The organism is Microcoleus sp. B3-D2 (assembly GCF_036705345.1).
Taxonomy (GTDB): Bacteria; Cyanobacteriota; Cyanobacteriia; order Cyanobacteriales; family Microcoleaceae; genus Microcoleus.
Window position 1 is genome coordinate 41,108 of the sequence record NZ_JAUBUG010000051.1, and the last position, 14,696, is coordinate 55,803.

Annotated in this window: 13 protein-coding genes and 1 pseudogene; 8 read left to right on the forward strand and 6 right to left on the reverse strand. The window is 46.5% G+C overall.

Annotated elements, in window-relative coordinates:
• Positions 1-481, forward strand: a pseudogene (locus QUB14_RS19370) (hypothetical protein); the annotation flags it as partial.
• A 71-nt stretch (positions 482-552) separates the two neighbouring features.
• Positions 553-1,389, forward strand: a complete 837-nt coding sequence (locus tag QUB14_RS19375) for a DUF4142 domain-containing protein (protein ID WP_333217970.1) — start codon at positions 553-555, stop codon at positions 1,387-1,389.
• Positions 1,390-1,867: 478 nt separating this feature from the next.
• Here QUB14_RS19375 and QUB14_RS19380 read toward each other — a convergent pair whose 3' ends face one another.
• Positions 1,868-2,236 (reverse strand): Lin0512 family protein, encoded by a 369-nt coding sequence (locus QUB14_RS19380; RefSeq protein WP_190662931.1) that lies wholly within the window; start codon positions 2,234-2,236, stop codon positions 1,868-1,870.
• A 291-nt stretch (positions 2,237-2,527) separates the two neighbouring features.
• On the opposite strand from QUB14_RS19380, the gene QUB14_RS19385 reads away from it, so the two are divergent.
• Positions 2,528-3,442: a branched-chain amino acid transaminase gene (locus QUB14_RS19385; RefSeq protein ID WP_333217969.1), complete on the forward strand. Its 915-nt coding sequence runs from the start codon at positions 2,528-2,530 to the stop codon at positions 3,440-3,442.
• 45 nt (positions 3,443-3,487) lie between these two features.
• On the opposite strand, the gene fghA is transcribed toward QUB14_RS19385, so the two are convergent.
• Positions 3,488-4,342, reverse strand: coding sequence for an S-formylglutathione hydrolase (gene fghA / locus QUB14_RS19390; protein WP_333217967.1), 855 nt, complete (start codon positions 4,340-4,342; stop codon positions 3,488-3,490).
• A gap of 197 nt (positions 4,343-4,539) precedes the next feature.
• On the reverse strand, positions 4,540-5,649 hold the full coding sequence (locus tag QUB14_RS19395; RefSeq protein ID WP_333217965.1) for an S-(hydroxymethyl)glutathione dehydrogenase/class III alcohol dehydrogenase: 1,110 nt from the start codon (positions 5,647-5,649) through the stop codon (positions 4,540-4,542).
• A 79-nt stretch (positions 5,650-5,728) separates the two neighbouring features.
• Here QUB14_RS19395 and QUB14_RS19400 point away from each other — a divergent pair, with 79 nt between their 5' ends.
• The 3 genes from QUB14_RS19400 to sppA all read left to right on the forward strand — a co-directional run bounded on the left by QUB14_RS19400 (position 5,729) and on the right by sppA (position 9,687).
• Entirely contained in the window at positions 5,729-6,412 is a 684-nt protein-coding gene (locus QUB14_RS19400; protein WP_333217963.1) for an SDR family NAD(P)-dependent oxidoreductase, read from the forward strand.
• 144 nt (positions 6,413-6,556) lie between these two features.
• Positions 6,557-7,606, forward strand: coding sequence for a type 2 isopentenyl-diphosphate Delta-isomerase (gene fni, locus QUB14_RS19405; protein ID WP_333217962.1), 1,050 nt, complete (start codon positions 6,557-6,559; stop codon positions 7,604-7,606).
• Positions 7,607-7,866: 260 nt separating this feature from the next.
• Complete coding sequence (gene sppA / locus QUB14_RS19410; protein ID WP_333217961.1) at positions 7,867-9,687, forward strand: signal peptide peptidase SppA; 1,821 nt, start codon at positions 7,867-7,869, stop codon at positions 9,685-9,687.
• A 228-nt stretch (positions 9,688-9,915) separates the two neighbouring features.
• On the opposite strand, the gene QUB14_RS19415 is transcribed toward sppA, so the two are convergent.
• Positions 9,916-10,185 (reverse strand): GlsB/YeaQ/YmgE family stress response membrane protein, encoded by a 270-nt coding sequence (locus QUB14_RS19415; RefSeq protein WP_333037423.1) that lies wholly within the window; start codon positions 10,183-10,185, stop codon positions 9,916-9,918.
• A 300-nt stretch (positions 10,186-10,485) separates the two neighbouring features.
• Here QUB14_RS19415 and QUB14_RS19420 point away from each other — a divergent pair, with 300 nt between their 5' ends.
• Positions 10,486-11,673, forward strand: a complete 1,188-nt coding sequence (locus QUB14_RS19420) for a tetratricopeptide repeat protein (protein WP_333217959.1) — start codon at positions 10,486-10,488, stop codon at positions 11,671-11,673.
• A gap of 258 nt (positions 11,674-11,931) precedes the next feature.
• On the opposite strand, the gene QUB14_RS19425 is transcribed toward QUB14_RS19420, so the two are convergent.
• Positions 11,932-12,642 (reverse strand): carbonic anhydrase, encoded by a 711-nt coding sequence (locus QUB14_RS19425; RefSeq protein ID WP_333217958.1) that lies wholly within the window; start codon positions 12,640-12,642, stop codon positions 11,932-11,934.
• Positions 12,643-12,884: 242 nt separating this feature from the next.
• Between QUB14_RS19425 and QUB14_RS19430 the strand changes: the two genes are divergently transcribed.
• Positions 12,885-13,700 (forward strand): MOSC N-terminal beta barrel domain-containing protein, encoded by an 816-nt coding sequence (locus QUB14_RS19430; protein WP_333217957.1) that lies wholly within the window; start codon positions 12,885-12,887, stop codon positions 13,698-13,700.
• 19 nt (positions 13,701-13,719) lie between these two features.
• On the opposite strand, the gene ylqF is transcribed toward QUB14_RS19430, so the two are convergent.
• Complete coding sequence (gene ylqF, locus QUB14_RS19435) at positions 13,720-14,574, reverse strand: ribosome biogenesis GTPase YlqF (protein WP_333217956.1); 855 nt, start codon at positions 14,572-14,574, stop codon at positions 13,720-13,722.
• Positions 14,575-14,696 lie beyond the last annotated feature (122 nt).

Below are 14,696 nucleotides of genomic sequence, written 5' to 3' on the forward strand. Positions count from 1 at the left end.
AAGCGGTACGACTGGCACTGGCACAAGCGGTACAAGCGGTACGAGTGACACTGGTACAAGCGGTACAAGCGGTACGACTGGCACTGGCACAAGCGGTACAAGCGGTACGAGTGGCACTGGTACAAGCGGTACAAGCGGTACGACTGGCACTGGTACAAGCGGTATCACTGGCACGGGTACAACGGGTACAACCGATACGACAGGCACGGGTACAACGGGTACAACCGGTACAACTGGTACGACAGGCAGCGGCACAACGGGTACAACCGGCAGCGGCACAACGGGTACAACCGATACAACCGGCAGTGGCACAACCGGTACAACCGGTACAACCGGTACCACATCGACGCCGACTGATACTAATTCTGGAGTTTTGAGTGCTCGGCGCGATAGCCCCAACAATTTAGGGTGGCTGGGTGCCTTGGGCGCGTTTGGTTTGATCAACTTGTTTCGGAAAAACAGTACACCCTCCCATCGGTAGTTTCGGGCGATTCCCTACGGGATAGCTTCGCTTGACGTACTTTTGAAAACAACTTAGAGGCTTAGAAATTCATGACTTCACTCAATCGCAAAAGTTTGTTCAAAAAATTGGTAACAGTTGCCGGAATTGCCGGCGTTAGTTCCTTGATAGCTGTGCCGGGATTCGCAGAATTAAACCGCCAGACTAACGGCTTCAACCAGTCGGGCGATCGGGTTCTTGAGCTTGCTGATAACCAAGCCGACGATGCTACTCTTCCTCAATCTCCAAATACCCCCGCCAACAACACTCCCGGCAGTTCTCCCAACTCTCCAAATACCCCCACCAACAACACTCCCGGCCGTTCTCCCAACTCTCCAAATACCCCCACCAACAACACTCCCGGCCGTTCTCCAAATAGCCCCATCAACAACACTCCCAGCCGTTCTCCCAACACTCCAACAGGTGGCGAAACTTCGCCTAATTCTCTCAGCAGCCAAGACAGAAACTTTGTCATGCAAGCAGGTCAACTTGGTATGCTGGAAGTGGAACTCGGCAGATTGGCAGTGCAGCGCGGTTCTAGTGCTGGTGTGAAACAATACGGGCAAGAAATGGTTAAGGAACACACCCAGGCTAATGAAGAACTGATGCAGGTAGCAATGCAAAAAGGCGTAAAACTGCCAACCGAAATGAGCAGCCAGAACACAGCTTTGATGGAGCGACTTTCGGGACTCTCGGGTACAAGTTTTGATGCTGCTTACAAGCAGGCTATGATCGAGAGCCACAATCAGGCTATTGCTCTGTTTCAGGCTCAATCTCAAAAGGGACAAGATCCCGACTTGAAGGCTTGGGCCACCCAGAAGCTGCCGAACCTTCAGGCGCACTTGCAAATGGTTAACCAAATGTTGGCAGATACCAGCCAGCCCAAATAGGAGGTAGAGGAGGTAGAGTACGATTGCCTAAAAGCCAATCGCACTCTACCTTTGCCGATCCGAGAGGAAACAGCAATAGATTCTTTTAAACCCTATAATTTTTGAGAACAATGGAAGATTTTCTCCGCAGCTTGTTGGGCAGCAATATTACAGCGACGTGGCTGTTATTAATCGTAGGGTTTTGCTGGATTGCTTACATACCCGGCCGCCTGAGAAATTAAAAATTATCCATTAAAACTTCAAAATTAACTAGGTAGGCGCAAATAAACCTTACCGTTGAACAGATGCAGTTATAGCGTGCCTCAGAGGCTCAGATTTTCAACGATATTTCATGCCATATCTCCGGGGCACCCTACAACTTAGCCTAAATTAATCATTTTTTAACAGACAGGCGTACGATCGCCCGATCGCCCAAACAAGCAAATGCGATCGGGCGATCGTATTTCACCGCAGATTTATTCAAACAACACAAAATTAATTAGTCCTCAGTTTCCACAAAAACACTCACAGCCGCTACAGCGATTAGCATTTCATCATTTTTATCATTCAGAGAGGCGATCGCCCTTCCTGCCACAATCATGCCTCCTTGCTCCACAATCAGAGTTTTGCTGCCAAAAGGCAGCACCGCCAACACCTCCTGTTCCCGCACTTGTTCCGGGTAAGGAACAGCCACCTTTACCTCAACAATCATCTGATTGGGGTCAGTCAAACCCGCCACTTCCCAGACGCCCAGCAAAGCATTGTGGGCGATCGCATTCCGTACAGCCCTTGCACAGGCTACAGTCGGTTCCTGTCCGTGCTGGTCTACCCCCATCCCCATTTCGATGATGAAACATTTACGTGCCATAGTTGCCCCTTGGTTGATTTTTGTTTGTAGTCGTTAGCGAAGCCCTCGAAGAGGATCGCACTCTTTCCCCAAACAATTATCAACCTAATAGACGGCTTTTGATATTATTTTATCAATCGCTCTAACAACAAAAGAATAATACCAGTCTCAAAAAAATCCCACTGTAAGCAAGCTTCAAACCCTTATCAAATCAGCCATTCTCAATCTCAAATCTCAAATGGTATAACTTATGGTAATATAACCAAATTCAGCTTTCCTAGCGGACTGCCAAACTCATCGCCAGCTTGAATCATGGATAGTTTTCTACCAATTGCCTACTTTCAAAACCAATTTCTCCCCTTTACCGACGCCAAAATTTCCATAGCTACCCACGCACTGCACTACGGAACCGGAGTCTTAGGCGGGTTGCGGGGAATACCCGACCCCCAAAATGCCGATCGAATATTGCTATTTAGATTAGACCGCCACTGTCAAAGATTAAGTCAAAGTGCCAGCTTCCTTCACTGCGATTTACCATCCAGCAAAATCCAACAAATAATCATTGATTTTGTCCAGAAAAACCAACCAACAAAATCATTTTATATCCGCCCTTTTATCTACACATCAAGTTTAGGAATTGCCCCGCGACTGCACAACGTAGAAACCGACTTTTTTGTCTACGGATTAGAACTATCAGACTATTTGCCCAAAGAAGGAGTCAACTGTAGAATTAGCTCTTGGTACCGCCAAGAAGACCGCAGTTTGCCCTTAAGAGGTAAAATTAGCGGCGCTTACATCACCTCAGCTTTAGCTAAAACAGAAGCAGTACAATCCGGCTTCGACGAAGCGATCATGATGAATTCTCAGGGAAAAGTCAGCGAAGCTTCAGGGATGAACATATTTGTCGCCAGAAACGGTAAATTAGTTACTCCAGGTTTCGAGCAAGATATTCTCGAAGGAATTACCAGAGACAGCGTTATCACTATCGCTAGAGACTTAGGAATTGAAATCACAGAAAGACCAGTTGATAAATCAGAATTGTTGATTGCAGACGAGATTTTCCTGTGCGGAACCGCAGCCAAAATTACGCCAATTAACCGAGTAGAAAACTATCAATTGCCCCAAAATAGACCCATCACCGAAAAGATTTTGGACAAACTAACCGGGATTATCGAAAATCGCGACAGCAAGTACAAAGACTGGGTATTTCCGATTAATCTTAATTAACCCAGTTGTAGTGGAGCAGGCATTTAGCCTGCTTCCTGCTAGCAACTACCCGCACAAAACAGCCGCATGATGGCGAATGTGTTCCTCCATAAAACTAGCTATAAAATAATAGCTATGATCGTAACCTTCCTGCATTCTTAAAGTTAGTGGCTGTCCCGCTTTTGCACAAGCCTCCGCAAACACTTCCGGCAACAACTGCCCGTCAGCCAGATACGAATCAGCAGTGCCGCAGTCAATCAGAATCGGGCGGTTGTATTGCGCCTCAAGCACCAATTCGCTAGCATCCCAAGCCCTCCAAATCTGTTGGTCGCTGCCGAGGTAGTTTGCAAAAGCTTTTTGTCCCCAATGGCAGCGCATTGGGGCGGAAATAGGCGCAAAAGCGGAAACTGAAAGATAGCGAGATCCATTTTTCAAAGCGCAAATTAAAGCCCCGTGTCCGCCCATCGAATGACCGAAAATTCCCTGTTTTTCGGGTATCGCTGGAAAATTTTCGGCGATTAAATTGGGCAATTCATCAACCACATAACTGTACATCCGATAGTGAGAATTCCAAGGTGCGGCTGTCGCATCAACATAAAAACCCGCACCACTTCCTAAATCCCAATCTTCATCTTCGCCAGGAATGCCAGTATTGCGCGGGCTAGTGTCGGGCGCAACCAGCATTAACCCGTATTTTGCCGCAAATTGTTGCGCCCCCGCTTTTGCCATAAAGTTTTCTTCCGTGGAGGTTAAACCTGATAGAAAATACAAAACTGGTACGGGTTGAGATAAAGCTTGCGGGGGCTGGTAAACAGCGAATTTCATCTCGCTGTTGCAAGCAGAGGATTGATGGCTATAAAAGCCGAGTTTGCCACCGAAACTTTTCTGTTCTTTGTGCTGTTTTAGGGATTCTGATATCATATTAATTCTATTTCATTTTTGAAGGAATTTTTTTTATTAACCGCAGAGGGCGCAGAGGACGCAGAGGCAGAGAGAAAAGAGAAGTTATGTAGGGTGCAGCCGTGTACCTTACGGCTATAGATAGCGCGTAAAACCACTTTTTCCGTAAGTCATGTCTTCCTTCTTCCGTCTTCTCTCTTGCTTCTTCGTTCAAAAACTCAAAATGTCAACACTGTGCGAATTACTTCGCCTTTGTGCATTAAATCAAAAGCTTCGTTAATTTGGTCGATCGGCATTACCCGAGATACCAAACTATCAATATCAATTTTACCGTCCATGTACCAATCAACAATCTTAGGAACATCAGTTCTGCCTTTTGCCCCGCCAAAAGCCGTGCCTTTCCAAACGCGGCCAGTTACTAGCTGAAACGGGCGGGTGCTAATTTCTTGACCGGCTCCCGCTACCCCAACAATTACGCTCACGCCCCAACCTTTGTGGCAGCATTCCAAAGCTTGGCGCATCACATTAATGTTGCCGATACATTCAAAACTGTAATCAGCTCCGCCTTTGGTTAAATCTACCAAATAAGGGACTAAATCGCCTTCCACTTCGCGGGGATTGACAAAGTGAGTCATGCCGAATTTTTCCGCCATCTCTCGCTTGTCGGGATTCAAGTCTACGCCGACAATCATGTTAGCTCCCACCAGGCGAGCCGCTTGAATTACATTCAAACCCACGCCGCCCAAACCGAAAACTACCACATTAGAACCAGGCTCTACTTTCGCAGTATTAATGACAGCGCCGATGCCAGTTGTTACGCCGCAGCCGATCAAACAAACTTTATCAAAAGGAGCATCTTCGCGAATTTTTGCTACTGCAATTTCCGGCAATACTGTATAATTAGCAAAGGTAGAAGTTCCCATGTAATGGTAAAGTTTCTGCCCATCTATAGAAAACCTACTCGTGCCGTCGGGCATCACTCCCTGGCCTTGAGTCACGCGAATTGCTTGACAGAGATTAGTTTTGCGGCTCAAACAATATTCGCAGTTGCGGCATTCGGGAATGTAGAGAGGAATTACCCGATCGCCCACTTTGACACTCGTGACTCCCGCCCCAACTTCTGCGACAATCCCGGCTCCCTCGTGGCCTAAGATAGCAGGAAACAAGCCTTCAGGATCGGCACCGGAAAGAGTGTAAGCGTCAGTGTGACAAACACCCGTGGCTTTAATTTCCACCAACACCTCTCCAGCCCTGGGCCCATCTAGATCAACCGTTTCAATGCTCAAAGGTTTGCCGGCACTGCGAGCAACGGCTGCTTTAACTTTCATGCTTTTCCCCTGCGATCGATTTGTCAATTCACCAGTCAATATGTATTCTATTACTTAATGTCAAACTTGGAGCAACTCTATGACAAAATTAATTGTAATTACCGGAGTCAGTCGCGGTCTCGGTCTTGCCATGACCGAAAAGTTTATTGAATTGGGACATACAGTTGTGGGATGCGCCCGTTCTTCAGAAGCGGTGGAAAAACTCAACCAAAAATATAGTGCGCCCCATCATTTTACTTGTTTGGATGTCACCAGCGACGAGCAAATAAAAGCTTGGGCAACAGAAAGTTTGGCAAAAAATGAGCCGCCAGATTTGCTAATTAATAATGCAGGTGTAGCTAATCATCTCGCGCCTCTTTGGAATGTCAGCAATGAAGAATTTTCCCAGGTAATTGATGTTAATATTAAAGGTACGGCTAATGTAATTCGTCACTTTGTCCCGGCAATGATTGCTCGAAAAAGCGGCATAATTGTCAACTTTAGTTCGGGTTGGGGAAGGTCAACTTCGCCGGAAGTCGCGCCCTATTGCGCTTCCAAGTGGGCAATAGAAGGACTTACGCGATCGCTCGCTCAAGAATTGCCTGCAGGTATGGCAGCAGTTCCTTTGAATCCGGGGATAATTCACACGGATATGCTCGAAATTTGTTTCGGAGAAGATGCGGCAAGTTACACATCAGTCAAAGCATGGGTGCAAAAAGCAGTTCCTTTTTTACTCAAGTTAAAACCTTCCGATAACGGAATGCCGCTGACTGTTCCTGGATAATACAGCAACCCTGGCAGGATTTACGCACCTCTCTATTTTCTTCTCCTCTGCGCCCTCTGCGCTCTCTGCGGTTCATTAAAAAATTCAAAAATGAAATAAAATTGCTATATTCCCAAATCACAACTCTTTCGCCAAATAGCCATTGTGAACTTGCCGCTAACCTCCCCCTCGCAAACTGAAACCCGCAAAGCAGACCACCTGCGGATTTGCCTCGAAGAAGACGTACAATTTCGCGAAACTACCAGCGGCCTCGAACGCTACCGTTTTGAGCACTGCTGTTTGCCAGAACTCGATCGCACTGAAATTGATTTAACCTCCACATTTCTAGGCAAAAAACTAGCCGTTCCCCTGCTAATTTCCTCGATGACAGGTGGCACAGAATTAGCCCAGACAATCAATTATCGCCTCGCCGATGTCGCTCAAGAATACAAACTAGCAATGGGAGTCGGTTCCCAGCGAATCGTCGTAGAAAATCCTCAACTAGCTTCTACATTTGCCGTCCGTCGCCGCGCTCCAGATATTCTGCTGTTTGCCAATATCGGAGCAGTTCAATTAAACTACAATTACGGTTTGGAAGAGTGCCAAAAAATTGTTGATATTTTAGAAGCAGATGCCCTAATTTTGCACCTCAATCCGCTGCAAGAGTGCGTCCAAACCGAAGGTGATACTAACTTTAAAGGACTCCTAGATAAAATTGCCAAATTGTGCGCTAAATTACCAGTGCCAGTAATTGCTAAAGAAGTCGGCAACGGTATTTCAGGAAAGATGGCAAAGAAATTGCTCGCCGCTGGGGTAGGTGCGATCGACATTGCCGGAGCAGGAGGCACTTCTTGGGCCAAAATAGAAGGAGAGCGAGCTAAAGATAGCAAGCAGCGCAGGTTGGGCGCAACCTTTGCCGACTGGGGAATACCGACAGCCGAGTGCATTGTCAGCACCCGCGCCGTAGCGCCGGATGTTCCTCTGATTGCCTCTGGAGGCTTGCAGAATGGATTGGATGCAGCGAAGGCTCTCGCTCTTGGCGCGGATATTGCGGGACTGGCGCGGCCGTTTCTGCAAGCGGCAGCGGAATCGGAATCAGCCGCAGCCCTCCTAGCTGAGGTTTTAATTGCAGAAATCGCTACCGTGATGTTCTGTACGGGCTGCGCTAATTTGGATGAGCTAAAACATTCTGGGGTTTTGGAAAGGTTAAGATAAAAGTGAGTCAGCAGTCAAAAGTCATTAGTCAGCAGTCAAAAGTCATTAGCTAATAACTAACGACAGCGGATAATTGCTAAATCCTAGTTGCAGGAATTACCAATAAAATCGTTTTCGCGCTTCATCGGAATAATATTTTTCCGAGTGCAGTGCGAGCCTCCCGCTCACACGCTCGGTATCATTCCGCTTTCACCGGATTTGCTCTCACTAATAACTAATGACTAATGACTAATAACTAATCACTAATTACCAATTATCTAATGAAAGATTTCCTAAAATATACCTGTGCAAGTTTACTGGGAACCTTCCTAGGACTGCTGCTGCTGGGCAGCATCGGATTGGGAGGACTGGTAGTGCTAATTGCTATGGCGGCATCCTCGTCCAAAGATTCGGGCCCGCAAGTTAAAGATAAGTCGGTATTGGTATTAGACCTTTCTTTAAATATCACCGACAGCAAACCGAGCCGTAGCACTGGCGCGGCGATTGAAGAAGTGCTTTCGGAAGATTCCGGCGATACAGTGACGCTGCGGACTGTTTTAGACACGATCGAATATGCGAAAAAAGACCCGAAAATAGTTGGCATTTATCTCGAAGGTAGCTCGGATTCGAGCAGCAGCGGGTTTGCCAATCTCAAAGAAGTTCGATCGGCCCTGCAGCGTTTTCGAGATGCCAAAAAACCCATTTTTGCTTACCAGATGGACTGGAAGGAGCGAGATTATTACCTCGGTTCCGTTGCTAATACAATTGCAGTCAATCCTTACGGCGCTTTGGAAATCAACGGTTTTAGCAGTCAGGCAATGTTTTTCACCGGTGCTTTGGAGAAATACGGCCTGGGAGTGCAAGTGACTCGCGTCGGCAAATACAAGTCAGCCGTTGAGCCGTTTTTGCTCACAAAAATGAGTCCCGAAAATCGCCAGCAAACTCAAAAGTTGCTCGGAGATATGTGGGGAGAATACCTGCAAACTGTCGCCCCGAGTCGCAAAGTGACTGTTCCGCAACTGCAAGCGCTTGCAGATAATGGCGGAACTTTGATGGCTGACGAAGCTCTAAAAAGCAAGTTAGTTGATAAAGTTGTATACTTTGACGAAATATCGACTGAACTTAAAAAACTCACAGGAATCGATGGCGAAAACAAATCTTTCAAACAAATTAGTTTGAAAAATTACGCAAGAGTTGCTGAGAATAAAAACTCAACTCGCGCTAACAATAAAAACCAAATTGCTATACTTTACGCCGAGGGAGAGATTGTAGACGGCGAAGGGGGCCCGACTCAAGTAGGAGGCGATCGCATCGCTCAAGAAATGCGGAAAATTAGAGAAGATAACGACGTAAAAGCAGTGGTTTTGCGCGTCAACAGTCCAGGAGGCAGCGCGACGGCGGCCGAAGTCATTGGGCGCGAAGTTATGCTGACGGGCAAAAAGAAACCCGTTATCGTTTCGATGGGCAATTTAGCAGCTTCCGGCGGCTATTGGATTTCGATGGGTTCCAGCCGCATTTTTGCCGAACCCAATACGATTACCGGTTCGATCGGCGTTTTTGGAATGCTGTTTAACGCCGAAAAGTTGGCTGCTAACAACGGCCTGACTTGGGACGTTGTGAAAACCGCCCGGTTTGCGGATACTAACACGGTTTCCCGTCCCAAAAATCCTCAAGAATTGGCGAATATTCAGAGGATAGTCGATCGCATTTACGATCGATTTATTACTAAAGTCGCCAACTCCCGCAAACTGCCGAAAAACAAGGTACAAGAAATTGCTCAAGGCAGGGTGTGGTCTGGTACTGCCGCGAAACAGTTGGGTTTAGTCGATGAAATTGGCGGTCTTGAAGATGCTGTCAGAGAGGCGGCGAAGCAAGCTAAACTCGGCGACGATTGGAAGTTGGAAGAATATCCAAAACGCCGCACTTTGGAGGAGCGAATTTTGGAAAGAATTTCAGGCGTTCACGTTTTGAAACCAGCCGCCAAACTCGACCCGCTAACGGCCGAATTTAAGAAAATGCAAGATGAATTGGCTGTGATCAAGTCGATGAACGACCCGCAGGGGGTTTATGTTCGCTTGCCTTTCAATTTGCGGATTGATTAATTAATACCAACTCCGGGATTTTTACCCCTTTATTCTTCAGTCCCCTCTGTTAGGACGAAAGTTTTGCTCTTGAACCGTTGCAAGCGCTGAGTCTGATCGGGGTTTTTCACGCGGATTTGGTAAAAGTAGGGTGACGCATCCTACCAACAACTGAAAAACCCGGTTTCTTGAAGAAACCGGGTTTATGAATACCCTAAAAGTCGATCGACTGGGAATTGGCAATATTTATTATGCTGCACGCTGAGTTAACAATCCCCAGATGAAAAGTAGAACGATCGCACCTACAACTGCAAAAGCTATGCTGGGTAGAGTCAATGCTCCGAACGAAGCTCCCCCGCTCGTCCCCAGTAAGACTTGACCTAGATAACCTCCCACTAGGGCGCCCAAAATTCCTAAACCAGTTGTTGCCAGAAAACCGCCACCTTGAGTTCCCGGGTAAATGGCTTTGGCGATCGCACCGGCAATCAGTCCTAAAACGATCCAAGCGATAATTCCCATTTCTCTTTCTCCTGAATACTTAAACTTTTCTCGTGCCTTGTCTTATGTTCTTAGAATAACAACCGCTATCGGGCACTTACCTCTACCGTAGGGAGGAACCGAAAGTGGTAGGATTTCTCATGAATCGTCCCAGTTTGAGGCTTTTTAATATCTCAAAAGAGTTAACCCACTTTTTCTAGGGAAGAAAGGTACTTATGCTCAAAGCCAAAGGGAAATAGGAGAATCTTTTCTGGGACTTTTTGTGTTTTGGTGGTTAAAAAATTTACAATATTTCTGTGAAATGAGGAAAGTTTGCGCCCGATGGATCTGACTCTGTGCATGATTGTGAAGAATGAAGAGGCAACACTGTCGCGGACTTTGGACAGCGTTAAGGGTGTTGTTGACGAAATGGTGGTGGTGGATACGGGATCGGGCGATCGCACCCGTGAAATTGCCCGAGAATCCGGGGCGAGGGTTTATGACTTTGAATGGTGCGACGACTTCGCAGCGGCGCGCAATGAGTGTCTGAAGCACGCCCAGGGCGACTGGATTTTGGTGTTGGATGCCGATGAGGTTTTGGTACCGGAGATTCAACCTCAAATAAAGCAGGCAATTGCGAGCGATCGACTGCTGCTAATCAATCTCATCCGCCAAGAAATCGGTGCCTCTCAATCTCCCTATTCCCTAGTGTCGCGCTTGTTTCGCAATCGCCTGGATATCCGCTTTTCTCGCCCTTACCACGCAATGGTAGACGACAGCGTGGCTGAGATTGTGCACAGGGAACCAAATTGGAAAATAGCTTCTCTCCCCGATGTGGCGATTTGGCACTCTGGTTATCAAAAAGATGCGATCGCCGCAAAAAGTAAATTCCAAAAAGCTCAAGCAGCAATGGAACGCTTTATCGCTTATTATCCAGACGATGCTTATGCTTGTAGCAAATTAGGCGCTTTGTATGTAGAAACCGGGCAACTGGCGCGGGGAATTAATTTATTAACCAGGGGCTTGACTGCTGCTGCAATTGATGATTCTATTCTTTACGAACTCAACTATCATTTGGGAATTGCATATCGCCAGCAGCAGCAGTTTGCCAAAGCAAAAGAACACTATCAAGCGGCAATTAATACAGATGTTTTCCCGCCGCTCAAGTTGGGCGCTTACAATAATTTGGGCAATTTGCTCAAAGATGAAGGAGATTTGAAATCTGCTGAAAAAGCTTACAAAGCAGCTTTAAAAATTGACCCCAATTTTGCAGCAGGTCACTACAACTTAGGGCTGACGCTGAAAGCAGCCGGAAATTTAACACATGCGATCGCCTATTACCGACAAGCGATAAAAATCGATCCCGAACACGCGGAAGCTCATCAAAACTTGGCAGTAGCCTTGCTCAAAATTGGCAAAATGCCAGAAAGTTTAGCAGAATTTAAAAGAGCGATCGCCCTTCACGAACAGCGCCGCCCATTTGAAGCAGAACGCCTGCGCCGGGGACTGCAAGAAATGGGTTTAATGTAATTGAAATTATGGCTTTTATGGGCGGGCAGGATGCCCACCCTACAATCAAATTCTCGGATTGTGGAACAGTCATCTTGCCTGTTCATTAAAAATATTCCAAGATATGATATCGTTTCCGGTTGCATCGGAATAATAAAATCGAGTCAACAGTTAACACTCAACCATTCAGTTTTTCGACCCGCCCGTCAACAGTCAACAGTCAACAGTCAACAATAATTCCGGTGCAACCGGAATTGATATGAGATGCAACCAGCAAAATCAAGCAATTATCTCTACTTTGCCGCTATCCAAATCGTAGCGGCCCCCAACAACTTTAAGCTGGCCCGCTTTGATTGCTTCCGCTAAAATAGGCGACGAGGATTGTAAATTATTTACATTCATTTTCACATTAGCTCTGACTGCGTTATCCCACGCATCGCCTGTTTGACCTTTGGTCGAATCAACTGCCGGTTTAATCGCCGCCACCAAAGTGCTAATGTGACCCGGAACAGCTTTACCATCTAAAGCTGCTTTGACAGCACCGCAGCGTTCGTGACCCAGAATTACTAATAGCGGCACGCCTAATTCTAAGGCCGCATATTCTATATTTCCGAGAACCACATCGTCGAGAAAATTGCCCGCTACTCGGATATCAAATAAATCCCCCAATCCTTGGTCGAAAATAATTTCGGGAGCAACGCGCGAATCAGAACAAGCCAGGATGGTTGCAAACGGATGTTGACCCTGTGCTACTTCTACAATTCGCGATCGAGCTTGGTCGGGAAATGTCCGTTTTTGCTCAATGTAGCGTTGATTTCCCTCCATCAATTTCTGAAGAGCACTGTTAGGAGTAAGCTCAGAGATTGCCTCGGCCTTTGCTGCTTCGGCTTGTAAAAACGCAGGTACCAAGCTGGCCGCCAACATCCCTGCACCAGCCTTCAACATTAAATTGCGTCTCGAAATCATGCCTCTATTTCCGCTTTCAGTCATTGCTTATAACTCGGTTCAATTGTTTAATTTTTTCTATTTTATAGCATAATATCTACCGCAAGCTTGGCCCGACTTATTTGATTTTTCTTTACACGCCACTCCGGCACAATGTAAACTTCAAAAAAGTGACCAATTTTTATTTCATTCATATTTTATTTAGTAAAGTCAACTGCTGTCATCCTTCTGCAGACAGGGGATGCTAGAATGTATCTAAAACGACAATTATTTATCAATGGCTCGAAATGTCCTACGTCGCCAGCATTCATATCTATCCGGTCAAGTCCCTTGACGGCATAGCAGTCAGTCAAGCAACTATTCTAGCCAGCGGAGCTCTAGAAGGCGATCGCTCTTTTGCAATCTGCGATGCAGCCGGAGAATTTGTTAACACTAAGCGCAACAGCGGAGTCTGTTTTCTACGCTTATCCTTTGACATCAAAAAGAGAATTGCCGGCCTGAAAATACAAGACACCGAACAAGAATTTTTTTTTCATGTAGATAGAGAACGCCCGGGAATAGAATCTTGGTTGAGCAACTACTTCGGTTTCCCCGTCAAGTTAATTGAAAACTTGCTGACAGGTTTTCCCGACAATACCGCTGCACCAGGGCCAAGCATTATCAGTACCGCAACAATTGCCGAAGTTGCATCTTGGTTTCCGAGAGTTTGCGTTAACGAGATGCGCCATCGCTTGCGAGCTAATATTGAAATAGGAGATGTCCCGGCTTTTTGGGAAGACCAACTTTTCTCACAAGCCGATGAAATTGTTAGGTTTAAAATAGGGACAGTAATATTTGAAGCTATTAATCCGGGTCAGCCATATATCCTATCTACGCGAAATTATGGGGCGAAACCAGGCGATCCCAATTTTAAAAATATACTAACAGCCAAGCAGAAGGAAATCATGCCTGACTTGGTAAAAAAAGGCCATTTAAATCACTTTAGTCGGCTGATTGTTAACACGCGAGTCGCACCTCACGCAGCAGAAAAAATATTACACATAGGAGACGAAGTTCACATTCTCAGCGCCCGCAACTCACTATTGAATACGGTTTCTGATTAGTTGTAGGGTACGAATCCGATCAAGCGGGCGGCAACTCCAAAGTAAGTTGACCCAAAACACCAGTTCTAAAATCGTTTAACATCTGCCGCGCCGTTCGTTCGACATCTCCTTTATACCTGTCTTTTGCTACCTCGTGCAAATAATCTTCACCATTACTAGAAGCTGGATCTAATTTATACCTGGATTTGAAACCAGATATTGATATCAAAGTCTCATCAGCCGCTTGCAGCCCTCGGAGCAAATCTACCATCGCTGCTGCTACTACCTGATTGTCGTAAGCTGCTTCACCAATATCTTCGCAAATAGCTAATTTTATGGCATTTTCTTGATTGTTAATTCGGGTTGGGATCACTCCGGGGGCGTCTAATAATTCAATTTCGTCAGAAATGCGAATCCATCGGAGCGATTTAGTTACTCCAGCTCTGCGGGCACTATCTACCACTCTCCGCCCTAACAGCCGATTAATTAAAGCAGATTTTCCGACATTGGGAAATCCCATTACCACTGCGCGGACTGGACGGGGCAGCATACCTCGATCGAACCTTCTTTTATTTAGCTGCACCCCAGCATTCTGCACTGCATCCGCCACAGCGTCTACTCCGTGACCGTGCTCGGCATTGGTAAAATACGCAGTTTCCCCCTGGGCCTCAAACCATGTTTCCCAAGCCTCGCGCGATCGAGGCGTAATCATATCCATGCGGTTGATGACCAAGACTCGCGCCTTGCCGCCCACCCAGCTCGGCATTTGGGGGTGAAAAGTAGCCAAGGGAATGCGGGCATCTCGGACTTCGAGCACCACATCTACCCGCTTTAGCTGTTCTTTTAATGCCCGTTCCGCTTTGGCAATGTGACCGGGATACCAGTGAATTTTCATAATATGAAGGAAGAAGGAAGAAGGAAGAAGGAAGAAGGATGAGTGGTAAGGATTCAGGTCTAAACCAGGGGTATTAAAGATGGGGTCTGCACAGCAGGATTAACCCTCGCTTTAATAGCTTG

Excerpts from the sequence above, each read along its gene's own strand:
- QUB14_RS19375 (WP_333217970.1), top strand. The coding sequence starts at position 553 with ATGACTTCACTCAATCGCAAAAGTTTGTTCAAAAAATTGGTAACAGTT.
- QUB14_RS19380 (WP_190662931.1), bottom strand. The coding sequence starts at position 2,236 with ATGGCACGTAAATGTTTCATCATCGAAATGGGGATGGGGGTAGACCAG.
- QUB14_RS19385 (WP_333217969.1), top strand. The coding sequence starts at position 2,528 with ATGGATAGTTTTCTACCAATTGCCTACTTTCAAAACCAATTTCTCCCC.
- fghA (WP_333217967.1), bottom strand. The coding sequence starts at position 4,342 with ATGATATCAGAATCCCTAAAACAGCACAAAGAACAGAAAAGTTTCGGT.
- QUB14_RS19395 (WP_333217965.1), bottom strand. The coding sequence starts at position 5,649 with ATGAAAGTTAAAGCAGCCGTTGCTCGCAGTGCCGGCAAACCTTTGAGC.
- QUB14_RS19400 (WP_333217963.1), top strand. The coding sequence starts at position 5,729 with ATGACAAAATTAATTGTAATTACCGGAGTCAGTCGCGGTCTCGGTCTT.
- sppA (WP_333217961.1), top strand. The coding sequence starts at position 7,867 with ATGAAAGATTTCCTAAAATATACCTGTGCAAGTTTACTGGGAACCTTC.
- QUB14_RS19415 (WP_333037423.1), bottom strand. The coding sequence starts at position 10,185 with ATGGGAATTATCGCTTGGATCGTTTTAGGACTGATTGCCGGTGCGATC.
- QUB14_RS19420 (WP_333217959.1), top strand. The coding sequence starts at position 10,486 with ATGGATCTGACTCTGTGCATGATTGTGAAGAATGAAGAGGCAACACTG.
- QUB14_RS19425 (WP_333217958.1), bottom strand. The coding sequence starts at position 12,642 with ATGACTGAAAGCGGAAATAGAGGCATGATTTCGAGACGCAATTTAATG.
- QUB14_RS19430 (WP_333217957.1), top strand. The coding sequence starts at position 12,885 with ATGTCCTACGTCGCCAGCATTCATATCTATCCGGTCAAGTCCCTTGAC.
- ylqF (WP_333217956.1), bottom strand. The coding sequence starts at position 14,574 with ATGAAAATTCACTGGTATCCCGGTCACATTGCCAAAGCGGAACGGGCA.